The 16,973-nt window shown below is 62.1% G+C and carries 15 protein-coding genes; 9 read left to right on the top strand and 6 right to left on the bottom strand.

Features of this window, described 5'->3' with window-relative positions:
- Positions 1-25: 25 nt before the first annotated feature.
- Together PSH86_RS07650 and PSH86_RS07645 are read left to right on the top strand one after the other, a co-directional pair.
- Entirely contained in the window at positions 26-2,185 is a 2,160-nt protein-coding gene (locus PSH86_RS07650; protein WP_116834191.1) for a type I secretion system permease/ATPase, read from the top strand.
- A gap of 107 nt (positions 2,186-2,292) precedes the next feature.
- The gene (locus tag PSH86_RS07645; protein WP_109755802.1) at positions 2,293-3,657 is read left to right on the top strand and encodes an HlyD family type I secretion periplasmic adaptor subunit; all 1,365 of its coding nucleotides are present in this window, start codon (positions 2,293-2,295) and stop codon (positions 3,655-3,657) included.
- 144 nt (positions 3,658-3,801) lie between these two features.
- Here PSH86_RS07645 and PSH86_RS07640 read toward each other — a convergent pair whose 3' ends face one another.
- Positions 3,802-4,404 carry a tRNA-uridine aminocarboxypropyltransferase gene (locus PSH86_RS07640; protein WP_249016084.1) on the bottom strand — a complete coding sequence of 201 codons (603 nt, stop codon included), beginning with the start codon at positions 4,402-4,404 and terminating at the stop codon, positions 3,802-3,804.
- 2 nt (positions 4,405-4,406) lie between these two features.
- Positions 4,407-5,300 carry a LysR family transcriptional regulator gene (locus PSH86_RS07635; RefSeq protein WP_003184133.1) on the bottom strand — a complete coding sequence of 298 codons (894 nt, stop codon included), beginning with the start codon at positions 5,298-5,300 and terminating at the stop codon, positions 4,407-4,409.
- Between the two features lie 340 nt (positions 5,301-5,640).
- Here PSH86_RS07635 and speB point away from each other — a divergent pair, with 340 nt between their 5' ends.
- The 4 genes from speB to PSH86_RS07615 all read left to right on the top strand — a co-directional run bounded on the left by speB (position 5,641) and on the right by PSH86_RS07615 (position 10,159).
- The gene (speB, locus tag PSH86_RS07630; RefSeq protein WP_003184135.1) at positions 5,641-6,591 is read left to right on the top strand and encodes an agmatinase; all 951 of its coding nucleotides are present in this window, start codon (positions 5,641-5,643) and stop codon (positions 6,589-6,591) included.
- Between the two features lie 9 nt (positions 6,592-6,600).
- Positions 6,601-7,008, top strand: a complete 408-nt coding sequence (locus PSH86_RS07625) for a nuclear transport factor 2 family protein (RefSeq protein WP_116831728.1) — start codon at positions 6,601-6,603, stop codon at positions 7,006-7,008.
- Between the two features lie 54 nt (positions 7,009-7,062).
- Positions 7,063-8,574: a cytosine permease gene (locus tag PSH86_RS07620; RefSeq protein ID WP_370873755.1), complete on the top strand. Its 1,512-nt coding sequence runs from the start codon at positions 7,063-7,065 to the stop codon at positions 8,572-8,574.
- 196 nt (positions 8,575-8,770) lie between these two features.
- Positions 8,771-10,159: a sodium:solute symporter gene (locus tag PSH86_RS07615; RefSeq protein ID WP_116831726.1), complete on the top strand. Its 1,389-nt coding sequence runs from the start codon at positions 8,771-8,773 to the stop codon at positions 10,157-10,159.
- A gap of 243 nt (positions 10,160-10,402) precedes the next feature.
- On the opposite strand, the gene PSH86_RS07610 is transcribed toward PSH86_RS07615, so the two are convergent.
- Positions 10,403-10,531, bottom strand: a complete 129-nt coding sequence (locus PSH86_RS07610; RefSeq protein WP_003198971.1) for a PA1414 family protein — start codon at positions 10,529-10,531, stop codon at positions 10,403-10,405.
- Between the two features lie 139 nt (positions 10,532-10,670).
- Positions 10,671-11,564, bottom strand: coding sequence for a LysR family transcriptional regulator (locus PSH86_RS07605; protein ID WP_109755807.1), 894 nt, complete (start codon positions 11,562-11,564; stop codon positions 10,671-10,673).
- Positions 11,565-11,668: 104 nt separating this feature from the next.
- Here PSH86_RS07605 and PSH86_RS07600 point away from each other — a divergent pair, with 104 nt between their 5' ends.
- The gene (locus PSH86_RS07600) at positions 11,669-12,841 is read left to right on the top strand and encodes an MFS transporter (protein ID WP_305489029.1); all 1,173 of its coding nucleotides are present in this window, start codon (positions 11,669-11,671) and stop codon (positions 12,839-12,841) included.
- Here the strand turns inward: PSH86_RS07600 and PSH86_RS07595 are convergent, their stop codons facing one another.
- Positions 12,842-14,287 carry an NCS1 family nucleobase:cation symporter-1 gene (locus tag PSH86_RS07595; RefSeq protein ID WP_109755809.1) on the bottom strand — a complete coding sequence of 482 codons (1,446 nt, stop codon included), beginning with the start codon at positions 14,285-14,287 and terminating at the stop codon, positions 12,842-12,844.
- Between the two features lie 403 nt (positions 14,288-14,690).
- A complete protein-coding gene (locus tag PSH86_RS07590) occupies positions 14,691-15,527 on the bottom strand; it encodes a S1 RNA-binding domain-containing protein (RefSeq protein WP_109755810.1) in 837 nt (278 codons plus the stop codon).
- Positions 15,528-15,866: 339 nt separating this feature from the next.
- On the opposite strand from PSH86_RS07590, the gene PSH86_RS07585 reads away from it, so the two are divergent.
- Entirely contained in the window at positions 15,867-16,055 is a 189-nt protein-coding gene (locus PSH86_RS07585) for a hypothetical protein (RefSeq protein WP_172436054.1), read from the top strand.
- Positions 16,056-16,247: 192 nt separating this feature from the next.
- The gene (locus PSH86_RS07580; RefSeq protein WP_109755811.1) at positions 16,248-16,964 is read left to right on the top strand and encodes a TorF family putative porin; all 717 of its coding nucleotides are present in this window, start codon (positions 16,248-16,250) and stop codon (positions 16,962-16,964) included.
- The last annotated feature ends 9 nt before the right edge of the window (positions 16,965-16,973 follow it).

The following is a 16,973-nucleotide window of genomic DNA, read 5'->3' as shown; positions in this document are numbered from 1 at the left end:
CCCCCGAAAAATGGGAGCGATCAATGTGACCAGCATGGAACCTGCAACCCCCGGCGCTGATCCGCGGCTGAATTTCGATGATCCCTTGCTGGACGGCCTGTTGATCCTCTGCAAACTCCATGGCGCGACGGTCAGCCGCGCCAGCCTCAGCGCCGGGCTTCCTATGGCGCACCAACGCTTGAGCCTGGACCTGCTGCCACGCGCAGCGGCCCGGGCGAGCTTGCAGGCGCGACTGTTGCGTCGTGAGCTGGCGGATATCTCGCCCCTGAACCTACCGGTGATGCTGGTCCTGGTGGGCGGCCGCTGTGCGGTATTGCGGCGCTGGGGTGAGGATGGCAAGGCGCTGATCCTGCCCAGCGAAGCCGACGGCGGCGAACAATGGGTCAGTCGCGAGGAACTGGCCCTCGATTACAGCGGCCAGGCCTTGTTCGCCCGGCCGCGCCATGAACTCGAAGACCTGCGCTCGCCTTTGGTGCCGCGGGTCGAGGCGTGGTTTCGCGACACCTTGAAACTGTCGCGCTGGCTGTACAGCGACGCGATCCTGGCGAGTTTCCTGATCAATCTGCTGGGCCTGATGGTGCCGCTGTTCGTCATGCAGACCTACGATCGCGTGGTGCCGAACCAGGCCACGTCAACCTTGTGGGTGCTGGCCGTGGGGCTGCTGATCGGCACTGGTTTCGAACTGGTGTTGCGGGTGGTGCGAGCCCATCTGCTGGACACTGCTGGCAAGAAAACCGACGTGGTTCTTTCCGCCACCCTGTTCGAGCGCATCACCGGCATGGCGATGAAGGCCAAGCCGGTGACCATCGGCGGCTTCGCCCAGAGCATCCATGACTTCCAGGGCCTGCGGGAGTTTCTCACCGCCGTAACCCTCACCAGCCTCATCGACCTGCCCTTCGCCCTGCTGATGCTGGTGGTGATCGGCCTGCTCGGTGGCTGGCTGGTGGTGATTCCAGTGGTGGCGTTTCCCATCACCATTGTCTTCGCGATGATCATCCAGGTGCGCCTGCGCGACACCGTGCAAAAAAGCCTGGCCCTGGGTGCCCAGCGCCAAGCCTTGTTGATTGAAACCCTCGGCGGCCTGGAAACCCTCAAGGCCTGCAGCGCCGAAAGCGAACGCCAGCATCAGTGGGAAAGCACTCATGGCGCCCTCACCCGCCTGGACAGCCATGCGCGCAACCTCTCGGCATTGGCGACCAACGGCACCTTGTTCCTGCAACAACTGGCCGGCATGGCGACCATCGTCGCCGGGGTCTACAGCATCATCGCTGGCAACCTCAGCGTCGGCGCGCTGGTGGCGACCTACATGCTCGGCAGCCGGGTGCTCGCCCCTCTCGGGCAGATCGCCGGGCTGATCACTCGCTACCAACAAGCCCAGCTCACCATGCGCAGCACCGATGCCTTGATGGCATTGCCCCAGGAGCGTGACGCCAAGCAACGGCCACTGGATCGCACCCAATTGCAGGGCGCGCTGGAGGTCAACGGCGTGACCTTCCATTACAACGGCCAGAGCTCCCCCGCGCTGGCCAATATCAGCTTCAGCCTCAAGCCCGGCGAACGGGTCGGGATCATCGGTCGCAGCGGTTCGGGCAAGAGCACCCTGGCGCGCCTGGTGATGGGCTTCTACGCGCCGGAGGAAGGCCAGTTGCTGCTGGACGGCCTGGACCTGCGGCAACTGGACGTCGCCGACCTGCGCCAACAGATCGGCTACGTCGCCCATGACCTGCCATTGCTGGCCGGCAGCCTGCGGGACAATCTCACCCTCGGCGCCCGCTACATCAGCGATGCGCGCATGCTGGAAGTGGCGGAACTGACCGGCGTCACGGAACTGGCGCGCCAACACCCCCAAGGCTTCGACCGCCCAGTGGGCGAACGTGGGCAGTTGCTTTCCGGAGGCCAGCGCCAGGCCGTGCTGCTGGCCCGGGCCTTGTTGCTCGACCCGCCGATCCTGCTGCTGGACGAACCCACCAGCGCCATGGACAACAGCAGCGAAGACGTTTTGCGACAAAAGCTCCACACCCACGTACAGGGCAAGACCGTGCTGCTGGTGACCCACCGCACCTCGATGCTGAGTCTGGTGGATCGCTTGGTGGTGTTGGACAACGGCCGGATCGTGGCGGATGGACCGAAGGACGCGGTGATCGATGCATTGCGCAAGGGACGGGTGGGGTCTGCGGCGGTATAGCTGCCAATACAGCAACCTGTGGGAGCAAGCCTTGCTCCCACAGATAACCCTCTCAAGCCACAGGTATGTGTTCGGCTTTATTTCACTTAACTGACGGGTACCGCCCCATGTCTGCTCAAACCCCGGATTCAGCCGCCCGAAGCTACTTCGGCAGTTTCAGCAAAAGCGCCGAAAGCGAGTTCATGGCGGAAACCGCCGGCGCCACATTGCAGGATTCGCCGCGCCGCTCGCGGGTCACCGTGTGGCTGGCCGCCGGCTTGATCGTCACCGGGCTGGTCTGGGCCAAACTGGCGGTCTTGCAGGAAGTCACCACAGGCGAAGGCAAGGCAATTCCGTCGAGCAAGGTCCAGGTGATCCAGAACCTGGAGGGCGGCATCGTCACCGAGATTTTCGTGCGCGAAGGGCAGATGGTGAACAAGGGCGACACCCTGCTGCGCCTGGACGACACGCGCTATCTGTCGAACAAGGGCGAGAGCGAGGCCGACCGCTATGCCTTGACCGCCCAGGTCGAACGCCTGTCGGCCGAGGCTGAAGGGCGGCCATTCGCACTCTCGGCAGAGATAACCGCCAAGGCCCCGCAAGTGGCCGAGGATGAACGCTCGTTGTACGAACAACGCCAGCGCCGCCTGGCCAGCGAGCAACGCACCCTGACCGAACAGCTGCGGCAGAAGACTCAGGAACTGGCGGAGTTTCGCTCCAAGCAAGGCCAGTTCAGCTCTGCCCTGGCCTTGCTGCAAGAAGAAATGAACATGTCCGCACCGCTGGTGCGCACCGGGGCAGTGTCGCCAGTGGAGATCCTGCGACTCAAGCGCAGCGCGGTGGAAATCCGCGGCTCACTCAACGCCACCACCCTGGCCATTCCCCGGGCCGAATCGGCGATCAACGAGATCAAGAGCAAGATCGACGAATCGGAACAGACCTTCCGCTCCGAAGCGGCCAAGGACCTCAACGAGAAACGCACCGAACTGTCAAAAATCACCGCCTCGAGCATCGCCATCGACGACCGCGTGACCCGCACCACCGTGGTCTCGCCGGTGCATGGGGTGATCAAGCAACTGAAGGTCAACACCATCGGCGGCGTGGTGCAGCCGGGCAACGACATGGTGGAAATCGTCCCCCTGGAAGACAACCTGCTGATCGAAGCCAAGGTCCGCCCCCAGGACGTGGCGTTCCTGCACCCGGGCCAGAAAGCCATGGTCAAGTTCAGCGCCTACGACTACACCATCTATGGCGGACTGAGCGCCAAGCTCGAACTGATCGGCGCCGACACCATCACCGACGACAAGGGCAACAGCTTCTACCTGATCCAGGTGCGCACCGATAAAAATCATTTGGGCGGGGATGCCAAACCGTTGCTGATCATTCCGGGGATGGTGGCGACGGTGGATATCATTACCGGGGAGAAAAGCGTGCTGGATTACTTGCTCAAGCCGGTGTTGAAGGCGCGGACCGAGGCGATGCGTGAGCGGTAGCCCCTGAGCTGAGACTTTCATTGATTGTTCTACCACTATCGCGAGCAGGCTCGCTCCCACAGTTGATCTCCAGTGCATGCACAAATCTGCTAACACCACAGATCCAATGTGGGAGCGAGCCTGCTCGCGATGAGGCCAGCACAGTCACGACCTATTCTCAGCATGGTTACGCTGGAAGGTCTCCTCCCCCATCGCCGCAATCTGCCCCTCGATCAATGCCTCGAACGGCCTGAGCAACGGCTCGAAGCTGCTTGGCGCTTCCAATGTCTGCAACGCCTGGACAATCGCCTCCACCGTCGACAACGCCCCCGGCCCCGGGGCCTTGCGCAAGCGATAACGGGACACGCCGCCTTCGGCCAAGGTCACCCTCGGCAGCGCCGCCAACAACGGGTTGAGGTGCAGCAGCTTGCGCGCCTTGCGCCAGGTACCGTCGGGCACGACCAACAGCAGCGGCTCCTCGGACGGAACATAAGCCTGCAGCGGCTGCGCATCCTCACTGGGAAACAGCAACCGCGCCCGATAACCCGGTGGATTGAGCAGCCTGGGCAAGTCCTCGAACACCTCGCCCACGATCAACTCGGCATTGTTGAGCCCCAGCGCCGCCAGCCTGGCCGTGTTCAAGGCATGGTTCACTTCGCTGGGATGCTGCAACAGCAAGACCCGGGTGCGGCTGTCGAGGCTGGGGATCAACGGGCACAAGCAATGGCTTTGCGGTCGTTGGCAGCGCGGGCATTGAGTTCTGGACATGGTCAGGCCTGATTCAGTTGAGCTTTGAGCAAATCACGGAATGTCTGGATCAGCGGCTCGCGGCTGCGACCACGGCGCACGATCATCGAAAACGGCGCCTGATAACCGAAGGTCGCCGGCAGCAGCACGCGCAAATCGCCCTTGTCGACCCACGCCTGGGCATAGTGCTCAGGCAGGTAACCGACGTAGGCGCCGGACAACACCAGGATCAACTGCGCCTCCATGCTCTCCACCGTCGCCGCGCTGTGCTTGAAGCCATGGCGGGCCAGCTCGGCCTGGCTCCAGTAACCGCGCCCGACCATGCGCTGCTGGGTGATGACTTGCTCGGGGATGCGCCGCTCGTTGAACAGCGGGTGGCGGTTGCTGCAATACAACCAGTGCTGCTCGCGGTACAGCGGCATGTAGACCAGCCCGCTCATGCGCGTGGAAAACGCACCGATGGCCAGGTCCAGGCGGTTGTCCTGCACGCCGAGTTGCAGTTCGTAAGGGCTCATGACCGACAGGTGCAAATGCACCGCCGGATGCTCCTGACTGTAGGCGCCGATGGCTTCGGCGAATGGCAAGGCCTTGTCGCTGACCGTGGAGTCGATCACCCCCAGGTTCAACGTGCCGCGCAATTCGCCCTTGAGCGCGGCGGCGTACTGCTCGAACCCTTCGAGTTCGCCCAGCAGGCGCAGGGTTTCCTGATGGAACAACTCGCCCTTGCTGGTCAGGCTGAACCCGCCCCGGCCGCGATGACACAGCACCAGGCCCAGGGCTGATTCAAGCTGGCTCATATAGGTGCTGATGGCCGACGTGGACAGGTTGAGTTCGTGCTGGGCATTGGCGAACCCCTGGTGCCGGACCACGCTGACGAAAATGCGCAGCAGTTTCAGGTCGGGTAGAGCGTTGGCCATTGGGTGTCTCCCGATCACATATGGATAGCACTTGTCGCGCTGTTGTGGCGAGGGAGCTTGCTCCCGCTCGGCGGCGCAGCCGTCGTAAAACCTGGCGACGCGGTCTGTCTGATTCACCGAGGTGAATGGTTTTGGGGCCGCTTCGCTGCCCAGCGGGAGCAAGCTCCCTCGCCACAGGGGCATCCTGTCCTCCAGGACTGCACTGCTGCGAAGTCTATCGCCCTCTCCCACATTAGTTTAGAAAAATCTGAACTAAGTATTTGCCCCCAGCGATTCTTCCCCTCCCAGGCTTTTCGCAGAATCGGCCCCTGATAAATAAAACAACGATGAGGCCCTACCCGTGGACAAGATTCTTCACCAACCACTGGGCGGCAACGAAATGCCGCGCTTCGGCGGCATCGCCACCATGATGCGACTCCCCCATTTGCAGACCGCTGCCGGCCTGGACGCTGCGTTCGTCGGCGTGCCGCTGGACATTGGCACCTCCCTTCGCGCTGGCACCCGTTTCGGGCCGCGGGAGATTCGCGCCGAATCCGTGATGATCCGCCCCTACAACATGGCCACTGGCGCCGCGCCGTTCGACTCGCTGTCGGTGGCCGACATCGGAGACGTGGCGATCAACACCTTCAACCTGCTGGATGCGGTGCGGATCATCGAGGAGTCGTACCACAAGATCCTCGAACACAACGTCATTCCCCTGACCCTGGGCGGCGACCACACCATCACCCTGCCGATCCTGCGGGCGATCCACAAGAAACACGGCAAGGTCGGCCTGGTGCACATCGACGCCCACGCCGATGTGAACGACCACATGTTCGGCGAGAAAATCGCCCACGGCACCACCTTCCGCCGCGCCGTGGAAGAAGGCTTGCTCGACTGCGACCGCGTGGTCCAGATCGGTCTGCGGGCCCAGGGCTATACGGCCGATGATTTCAACTGGAGCCGCAACCAGGGTTTCCGCGTGGTCCAGGCCGAAGAGTGCTGGCACAAATCCCTGGCCCCGCTGATGGCCGAAGTGCGCGAGAAAGTCGGCGGCGGTCCGGTGTACCTGAGCTTCGACATCGACGGCATCGACCCTGCCTGGGCCCCTGGCACCGGCACCCCGGAAATCGGCGGCCTGACCACTATCCAGGCAATCGAAATCGTGCGCGGCTGCCAGGGTCTCGACCTGGTCGGTTGCGATCTGGTAGAAGTCTCGCCACCGTACGACACCACCGGCAACACTTCGCTGTTGGGCGCCAACCTGCTGTACGAGATGCTCTGCGTACTGCCCGGCGTGGTTCATCGCTGAGGTGCGCCCATGAACCAACAAGACCAAGTACGCCAGGCCGCCGCACAACTGGTGTCGGCCTTCGCCCGCAATGACCGTGACGCCTACTTCGGCGCGTTCACGGCCGATGCGAGTTTCGTGTTCCACACCCTCGAACAGCCCCTGCTGTCACGCGATGCCTACCAGGCGTTGTGGGACCGCTGGCGCTCCGAGGATGGCTTCGAGGTGCTGGACTGCACCTCAAGCAACGCCTTCGTCAGCCTGCAAGGGGACGTGGCGGTTTTCATCCATGACGTGGCCACTGAGCTGCGCATGCAAGGGGAGCTTCACTTTAGCCAGGAGCGCGAAACCATTGTGTTTCGCCAAGAACAACAAGGCCTATGGCTGGCCTGTCACGAACATTTGTCCGCAATGCCGGAAGGGCTGCCAATCCCTTAGCCAAACAGGCGACGCTCACACTCGATGAGCGCGCCTTTATGATCGGAGCAGATCATGAATAACAATAACGACAACAGCCTTACGCAAATCGAAACCTTCGGGGTCGAACAGATCCCCGACCACGAACGCACCGCCGGCCCAGGCGATCTGTTTCGCCTGATCTTCGGCGGCGCCAATACCTTTGCCACCGCAGTGCTCGGCAGTTTCCCGGTGCTGTTCGGCCTGTCATTCCAGGCTGGAGTCTGGGCGATTGTGCTGGGGGTATTGGTGGGTTCGATCATCCTCGCGCCGATGGGCCTGTTCGGCCCGCTCAACGGCACCAACAACGCGGTGTCTTCCGGTGCACACTTCGGCGTGCACGGACGGATCGTCGGTTCGTTCCTGTCACTGTTGACCGCCATCGCGTTCTTTTCACTGTCAGTGTGGAGTTCCGGAGACGCATTGATCGGCGGTGCCAAGCGGTTGATCGGCGTACCGGAAACCGACCTGAGCCTGGGCCTGGCCTACGGCCTGTTCGCCTTGCTGGTCTTGACCGTGTGCATCTACGGCTTTCGCTTCATGCTGTGGGTCAACCGCATCGCCGTGTGGGCCGCCAGCCTGTTGTTCTTGCTGGGCATCGTGGCCTTCGCGCCGACCTTCGACAGCCAGTTCGCCGGCACCGTCAGCCTCGGCCAGCCGGGCTTCTATGCCGCCTTCATCGGCGCGGCGCTGGTGGCCATGAGCAACCCGATTTCCTTCGGTGCGTTCCTCGGTGACTGGTCGCGCTACATCCCGCGCAACACGCCCAAGCGCCGCATCATGCTGGCGGTGATCGCCGCGCAACTGGCGACGCTGATTCCGTTCCTGTTCGGCCTCGCCACCGCCACCATCGTGGCGATCAAGGCGCCGGACTACATCGCGGCCAACAACTACGTAGGCGGCCTGCTGGCGGTCTCGCCGAGCTGGTTCTTCCTGCCGGTGTGCCTGATCGCGGTGATCGGCGGCATGTCCACCGGCACCACGTCGCTGTACGGCACCGGCCTGGACATGTCCAGCGTGTTCCCACGGGTGCTGTCGCGGGTCAAGGCGACACTGCTGATCGGCGTGTTGTCGATTGCCTTCATCTTCATCGGCCGCTTCGCCGCGAACCTGGTGCAAAGCGTGTCCACCTTCGCCGTACTGATCATCACCTGCACCACGCCGTGGATGGTGATCATGATCATCGGCCTGCTGATACGCCGCGGCTTCTACTGCCCGGATGACCTGCAAGTGTTCACCCGTGGCGAAACCGGCGGGCGCTACTGGTTCAGCCACGGCTGGAACTGGCGCGGCCTGGGGGCGTGGATCCCTAGCGCGTTGGTGGGCTTGTGCTTCGTCAACCTGCCAGGCCAGTTCGTCGGGCCGCTGGGGGAACTGGCCGGCGGGATCGACATCAGCCTGCCGGTGACCCTGGGTTTGGCTTCGGTGGTGTACCTGGTGTTGCTGTGGCTGTTTCCAGAGCCGGCAGCGGTGTATGGGCCGGGGGATCCGCGTAGCAAGGGTGCTGCGGAGCCAATCGATAAACCCTCCCTCAGCCAGACCGCCTGACCCGAGATCAACGAAAGACCCGTGGCGAGGGAGCTTGCTCCCGCTGGGGCGCGTCGCGGCCGCTGATGGCGACTGCTGCGCAGTCGAGCGGGAGCAAGCTCCCTCGCCACAAAAAGCGCGCTCACGCAGGGGTTGAGGTGCCAGGGACGGCAGCACCCCGACTCACTATAAAAAAGACAATCGGAGACACGCCACCATGGCTTTGGACTTAATCGTCGTTCTTATCTACGCTGCCGGCATGATCGCCCTCGGCTGGTACGGCATGCGCCGCGCCAAGACCCGTGACGACTACCTGGTCGCCGGGCGCAACCTCGGCCCGGGCTTTTACCTGGGCACCATGGCCGCTACCGTGCTGGGCGGTGCGTCCACCATCGGCACCGTACGCCTGGGCTACGTCTACGGCATCTCTGGATTCTGGCTGTGCGGCGCCATCGGCCTGGGCATCGTCGGCCTCAGCCTGTTTCTCGCCAAGCCGTTGCTCAAGCTCAAGATCTACACCGTGACCCAAGTGCTGGAGCGTCGCTACAACCCGGCCGCGCGCCAGGCCAGTGCACTGATCATGCTGGTTTACGCACTGATGATCGGCGCCACCTCGACCATCGCCATTGGCACCGTGATGCAGGTGCTGTTCGGCCTGCCGTTCTGGGTTTCGATCCTGGTGGGCGGCGGCGTGGTGGTGTTGTATTCCACCATTGGCGGCATGTGGTCGCTGACCCTCACCGACATCGTGCAATTCTTGATCATGACCGTTGGCCTGGTGTTCCTGCTGATGCCGATGTCCATCGTCGATGCCGGCGGCTGGGACGCCATGGTGGCCAAGCTGCCGGCCAGCTACTTCGATTTCACCGCCATTGGCTGGGACACCATCCTCACCTACTTCCTGATCTACTTCTTCGGCATCTTCATCGGCCAGGACATCTGGCAACGGGTGTTCACCGCCCGCAGCGAAGGCGTGGCCAAAGTCGCCGGCACCGCCGCCGGCCTGTACTGCGTGCTGTACGGCCTGGCCGGGGCGTTGATCGGCATGGCGGCCAAGGTCTTGCTGCCGGACCTTGCGAACGTCAACAACGCCTTTGCCAGCGTCGTCCAGACCAGCCTGCCCAACGGCATTCGCGGGCTGGTGATCGCCGCGGCCCTGGCGGCCTTGATGTCCACCGCCGCGGCGGGCCTGCTCGCAGCGTCCACCACGGTGGTCCAGGACTTGCTGCCACGCCTGCGCCAGGGCCGTGAAAGCGGCAGTGGCGACGTCCACGAAAACCGTATCGCGACCCTGCTGATGGGGGCCGTGGTGCTGGTGATCGCCCTGGTGGTCAGCGACGTCATCAGCGCCCTGACCCTGGCCTACAACCTGTTGGTGGGCGGCATGCTGATCCCGCTGATCGGCGCCATCTACTGGAAGCGCGCCACCACTGCCGGCGCGATCACCAGCATGTCGCTGGGCTTCTTGACCGCCTTGTTCTTCATGCTCAAGGATGGCCTGGACGCGAACACGCCGATCTACTACAGCCTGAGCGTGGCGCTGGTGAGTTTTGTGCTGGTGAGTGTGTTGGCGCCGCGGCCGGGTGTGGTAACCAAGGCGGTTTGACCGGTACGACGCAGTCCCCGTGGCGAGGGAGCTTGCTCCCGCTGGTGCGCGAAGCGCGCCCAAAAGCCAGGCACCTCGATGTACCCGATTAGGTTGAGGTGGCTGGTTTGGGGCTGCTGCGCAGCCCAGCGGGAGCAAGCTCCCTCGCCACAGGGGGGGTCTTCAGCAATAAAAAGATCGCAGTTCCGGCCCATCTCAATGAAATGGTCCGGAACTGCGATCTCTCCAAATTCTGCGCTGTATTTACCGGCGGCGCGGTTGGCGGCGGCGTTGCTCGTCATCGGTGCGGATCGGTACCGGTTGCATTGGCGGCTCGATCAGCCCCAGCGCGACACCCAGGTCGTGAAGCCAGTTCTGGATTTTCTCTTTCATCGTGGTGCCCCCTCAGGGTGGTGCGAGCGGCAGATTTCTGTGGCCCCTTCGCACTGATAATAGTCCGATGTTCTACGCAATGCTCGTCTCAGTTTGCAATGATCTGTTACTGAATTGATCCAAATCCACCTCCCGGAGTTCAAGCCGATTGTGCCGTGATCATTGGCCCTCGCGGCCAGGCCTGTTGTTGCAATTCGATCCAGGCGTTCAGGTTGGCCCCGACCATGCCTTTGCGCCACATCAGCCAGGTGGTGGCGCTGGCGAACGGCTCGGCCAGCGGATGCACCGTCACCCGCTCGCGACCCGGCAGGCTGGCCAGCATCGACTCGGACATCAACGCCACCCCAGACCCGGCGATCACACACGCCAGCATCCCCTGGTAAGACTCGATTTCCATCGCCCGGCCCATGGTCGCATGGTCATGGGCAAACCAGGCTTCCAAGCGCATCCGGTAGGAGCAACCACGCCGGAACGTGAACACCGCGCGGCCCTGCACATCCAGCGCGCTGCGTACCGGCGGATGATCGGCCTCGGTAATCAGCACCAACCGCTCGTCGCACAACGGCACGCCATCGAGCCCCGCCAGCTCCAGTGGACCGTCCACCAACGCTGCGTCGAGACGATTGGTGAGCAGGCCTTCGAGCAATTCACCACTGGGCCCGGATTGCACTTGCAGGTTCACCGCCGGATACGCCCGGTGATAGGCCGCCAACAGGTCCGGCAAATGCGTCGCCGCCGTGCTGTACATCGTGCCCAGTAGAAAATCCCCGGCTGGCTGCCCGCCCTGCACAGCGGCATGCGCTTCGTCGTGCAGGGCAAAAAGCTTGGCCGCATAGTCCAGCAGGACTTTTCCCGCCGGTGACAACTGCAAACGCTGACGCTCCCGCAGGAAAAGGTCCACGCCCAATTGCTCTTCAAGCTGCTTGAGCCGGGTCGAGAGGTTCGACGGCACCCGGTGCAGGCGCTCTGCGGCTCGGGTGATGGAACCTTCCTCGGCCACGGCCTGGAAAATCCGTAATTGGCTGAACTCCACGACATTCTCCAAAAAAGAACAAGTTACTAACTATTATTCATTTTTAATGAAAGTCAATCAGTCCTAGCCTGACGGTCATTCGCCCCGATACCCGGAGAACGACCATGTCACCTCTTACTCGCCTGCTCGGCAGCTTCATCGCCCTGATGATGGCCATGGGCATTGGCCGCTTCGCCCTTACCCCCCAGTTACCTCATTTGATCGGCGAAGGTCAGCTCGACTTGACCGCCGCCGGTCTGATTGCCGCCGCCAACTACCTGGGTTACTTCCTCGGCGCGCTGGACGCCATGTTCGCCCGCCGCCCGGAACAGGTGCGCCGGCGTTTGCTGGGTGGGCTGTGGCTGTGTGTGCTGCTGACACTGGCGTCGTTCTGGGCGTGGGGTTTCTGGCCGCACTTGGCGCTGCGTTTCGGCACTGGTGTGGCAAGCGCCTGGGTGCTGGTGATGATCACCGCCCTGAGCCAACCCTTGGCTGCGACGGCGGGACGGCCACGGCTCGGAGCCCTGGTGTTTGCCGGCCCTGGGTTGGGGATTTTCCTGACCGGTTTGCTCGCCCTGGGCTCGAACCTGTTGGGCCAGACCTCCGCGACCCTGTGGCTGGTGTATGCCGGCGTGGCATTGGCGATGCTGCTGGTGATTCTGCCGATCCTGCCGCGACCCGCCGCAGCCGCGACCGTTGCCGCGCCAGTGAGCGCCTCGCCGAACCGTGGCATCGCTCGACTTGGCGTGGTGTACGCCCTGTACGGCGTGGGCTACATCATCCCGGCAACGTTCCTGTCGCAGATGGCCTCGGCGCAGTTCCATGGGCAATGGCAGGCCGACCTGTTCTGGCCCTGCTTCGGCCTGGCCGCCGCCACTGGCGTGTTGCTGGTCAGCCTGCGTCGCCCCAACCCGAACACCACCGACCGCTGGCTGATCGGTACGCTCTGGCTGCAAGCCGCCGGGGTGTTCGCCTGCCTGCTGGGCAGCGGCCCGGGGCTGGCGCTGGGGGTGATCCTGTGTGGCGCACCGTTCCTGGCCTGCATGCAGCTGGTGATGCAGCACTCCCGGGAACTGGCGCCCCACGCCACCCAGCGCAACGCGGGCCTGTTGACCGCCTGCTTTGCCGTGGGCCAGCTCAGCGGGCCACTGCTGGCGGCGTTGAGCAGCCATTTCAGCGGCGGCCTGCAACCGGCGCTGATCATTGCCGGCAGTGGCCTGCTGCTGGCCGGCGGGCTGTTGCTGCGGCCCGCCAGCCGGGGCGCGGTGAGCCCTTGCGCCCAGACCGCCCTGCGTTGATCAGGCCTGGCTGAGCGATGAACTCAAGTGCGCGACCGGTTCGCGCCGCGCCAAGGCGAAATACAACACCCCGCCGAGGAAGCAACCGGTGAACCAGGCGAAGTTGGCCATCGGTTGCAGCAGTGGCGTGAAGGTGATCGCCACCCCCATCAACGTTGCCGGGATCAGCGCCTTGACCGCGGTCCAGTTGATACCGCCGCTGTAGTAATAGCGCCCGCTCGGCCCATCATTGAACAGCGCGTCGACGTCGATCTGCTGTTTTTTGATCAAGTAGTAATCCACCAGCAGGATCCCGAACAGCGGGCCGATGAACGCCGCCAGTACGTCCAGGGTGTAGTGGATCACTTCGGGGTTGTTGAACAGGTTCCACGGCGTGATGAAAATCGAGGCCACTGCCGCGATCATGCCGCCGGCGCGCCAACTGATCTTGCTGGGCGCGACGTTGGCGAAATCAAAGGCCGGAGAGACGAAGTTGGCGACAATGTTGATGCCGATGGTGGCGGTCACGAAGGCAAAGGCGCCCAGCAAGACCGCCACATCGTTATCGATGCGCGCCACGGTGGCTATCGGGTCATGGAGCATTTCGCCGAACACCGGCAAGGTCCCGGAAACAATCACTACGGTGACCAGGGAGAACGCCAGGAAATTCACCGGCAGCCCCCAGAAATTGCCCCGGCGTACGTCAGACATGCTCCGGCAGTAACGGCTGAAGTCGCCGAAATTCAGGGTTGGGCCGGAAAAGTACGACACCACCAGAGCCGTGGCCACGATCACCTGGCCGAACGCCTGCCAACCGGACAACGACTTCTCCGCCAAGGTGAAGCTGATATTGCTCCAACCGGCCTTCCAGACGATCCAGCCGGCCAACAGAAACATCACCGCATACACCACCGGCCCGGCCCAGTCGATGAAGCGACGGATCGACTCCATGCCTGTCCAGAACACCAGCGCCTGGACGAACCACAGGCTGAGGAAACCGAACCAACCCAGGTAGGACAAACCGGCAAAATGCGCCGTTGCGTAGACTTCCATCGAAGGAAAAAACCGCAGCACCACGATGATCAACGCGCTGGACGCCAGGTACGTCTGAATGCCGTACCAGGCCACGGCGATCAAGCCCCGGATCACCGCAGGAATATTCGCCCCGAACACCCCGAACGCCAGCCGACAGATTACCGGATACGGCACCGCCGCCTGCTGGCTCGGCCTGGCGACCAGGTTGGCGATCAACTGCACGATGCAAATCCCACCGAGCAAGGCGATCAACACCTGCCAACTCGCCAGGCCCAACGCGAACAGGCTGGCGGCGAAGACATAACCGCCGACGCTGTGCACATCGCTCATCCAGAACGCGAAGATGTTGTACCAATTCCATTTCTGCGGCAGCGGGCCCAAGTCCTCGTTATAGAGGCGGGGGCTGTAGCCGTTGGGCAATTGCTCGGACATTGCGGGGCTCCTTTTGAGTACCGCCGTGCCCCCGCATCAACCTGCTCACCATACTGCGCACGGGAGCCGGCATGGTTTGTATACGCGTTGCCACGCAGAATGCGTGCCATAGCGGCGAAATGTGAGACAAACCGGGGTGTGTAGCGGGAGTAAAAGGCGAGCAAGAGCAGACATGCGCCCACGAACAGGGCGCGAGTGCATGCTAAAGGTGCAGGGTTTTGTATACAGAGGGAAGTCGCAGTACGTCGCTATTATGTGGGAGCAAAGCTTGCTCGCGAAACAGGCGCCTCGGTTTCAGAAAAGACCGCATCGCCTTCATCGCGGGCAAGCCTTGCTCCCACAGCTAGGCCTCCCTGGCCACATAAACCCTTACTTGCCACGGATGCTGTGACTCGGCTGAAGATCAGCTCAATTCAATGCGATCAGCATGAATGACAATCTGCCCATTCTTGTACAGCGCGCCAATGGCTTTCTTGAAGTTGCCCTTGCTCACGCCAAACAGGCTGCTGATCAGCGCCGGGTCGCTCTTGTCGCTGACTGCCAGCGTGCCGTTGTTCTCGCGCAACTTGGCGAGGATCTTGGCGTTCAGGCTGGTGGCGGCTTCCTGGCCCACCGGCTGCAAGCTCAGGCTGATCTTGCCGTCCGGGCGGATTTCCTTGATGAAGCCTTTTTCCTGTTTGCCGGCGCGCATGAACTTGAAGATTTCGTTCTTGTGGATCAAGCCCCAATGCTTGTTATTGATGATCGCCTTGAACCCCATGTCGGTGGCTTCGGCGACCAACAAATCCACTTCCTGCCCTGGCGTGTAGTTGGCCGGGGTCTTGTCCAGATAACGATCCAGGCGCGCCGTGGCGGTGATGCGACGGGTGTGTTTGTCGAGGTAGACATGCACCACGCAGTATTCGCCAGCGGTCATCTGGCGCTTTTCTTCGGAATACGGCAGCAGCAGATCCTTGGGCAGGCCCCAGTCCAGGAACACGCCGATGCTGTTGACCTCGACCACTTTCAGGCTGGCGAACTCACCCACCTGCACTTTTGGTTTTTCCGTGGTGGCGATCAGTTTGTCGTCGCTGTCCAGATAAATGAAAACATTGAGCCAATCTTCATCTTCACTGGGAATATCCTTGGGAATATATCGGTTGGGCAGCAGGATTTCGCCGTCCGCACCGCCGTCCAGATATAAACCGAAGTTAGTGTGTTTAACCACTTGCAAACTGTTGTAGCGCCCGACTAAAGCCATTTCCAATACCCTCATTGCGTGGGCGGCATTCTACCCGGTTTTGCAGCGCGATTCGTGGCTGCAGGCAAGGTTTGCCGGCAAGCCCCTGCGCAATCATTGATTTTCCTGGGTTTTCCCCCGGCACACGGCCATTCGTCAGGCCGGCGACGGTGCATACCGCTCGCCATCAGCACCCTATTTCTTTCACGGTTGTTATTTAAAACAGAGGCTTAGGGCAATAATTGCAGGGTAATCGCGCATTATTGCCGTCACCATAGCGATAATTGAGAAGGATATTTGCCAAGCAATTGTCAAGTATTTACTGTACGATGCCTGGCCCAATTAATTATTTACAGGTTAATGGTCGTCATGCGTGTAAAAGCATCCAACAGCAAATCGAAGCCAGCTCCAGCCGTTGAAACCAGCGAGTCGATCAACGACCAGATCGCTGCGTTCCTCAAGTCCGGCGGTGAGATCCAGCAAATTGCCAAAGGCGTCAGCGGCCAGACATTCGGCCCGTCCAAGCAGATCAGCCTGGGCAAGAAGTAACCTGCGTGTCACCTGGTCCCAAGGCGCTTTGAACTTCGAAGCGCTTGGACTGGAACCCTCCCCGCCCCACCCATTTCCCATGAATCGACGAACGGCCTTCGCTGCCGAGCATTCGCCGGTATGCTTTCACCTCTCTAGCTCAAGCGTTTCAGCTTAATACCGATCCTGCTTCTCGCTATTCATGGAGGAAGCATGCGCAGCTCTATCGTTCTGCTGATGATCAGCCTACTGACATGTTCCCTCGCTCAGGGGCAGGTGTTCCAACGCGAACTCGGCGACTTCGACCTCAAACTCGGCACCACGCCCAGCCGCAGCATGGCCGAAGGTTTGGTCACGCCGTCGAGCACCGGTTCGTTTCATGGCGGCCTGGACCTGAGCCACGACAGCGGCTGGTACGTCGGCCAATGGTCACCCAGCGCCGGCCTCACACCTTCCACCGAACTGGAAGTCGATTCCTACATGGGCTTTAAACAACCCTTCGACCAGACCCTGGGCTACGAGGTCGGCCTGATCCACTACAGCTATCCCACCGCCGATACCCTCGATAGCCAGGAGTTCTACGGCGGCCTGACCGTGCTCGGCAGCCGTTTCGGCGCGGCCCTGAGCAACGATCCGGACAAACAGAACAGCACGCTGTTTGCCGACCTGGGCGGCAACGTGCCGTTCGGCATTGGCATCAGCGCCAAATACACCACCCACCAACTCAATACACCGGTCTCGGTCGAGAACGGCTATGTAGGCAGTTTCAGCGACTGGTCATTGAAAATTTCCCGGCCATGGAAGGGCATCGACCTGGACCTGATCTACAGCGACTCAAGCCTCAGCGGCAGCAGTTGCTCGGCATACTCCGGCCACAACAGCGAATGCGACAGCCTGCTGACCCTCAAGATGGCCCATCCTTTTTACTAAGCGTTACTT

Origin of the sequence: Pseudomonas sp. FP2300, assembly GCF_030687595.1 — a bacterium.
GTDB classification, from domain to species: Bacteria; Pseudomonadota; Gammaproteobacteria; order Pseudomonadales; family Pseudomonadaceae; genus Aquipseudomonas; species Aquipseudomonas bijieensis.
The sequence above is the reverse complement of the archived record's forward strand: the minus strand, read 5'-3'. Positions and strand labels throughout refer to the sequence as shown.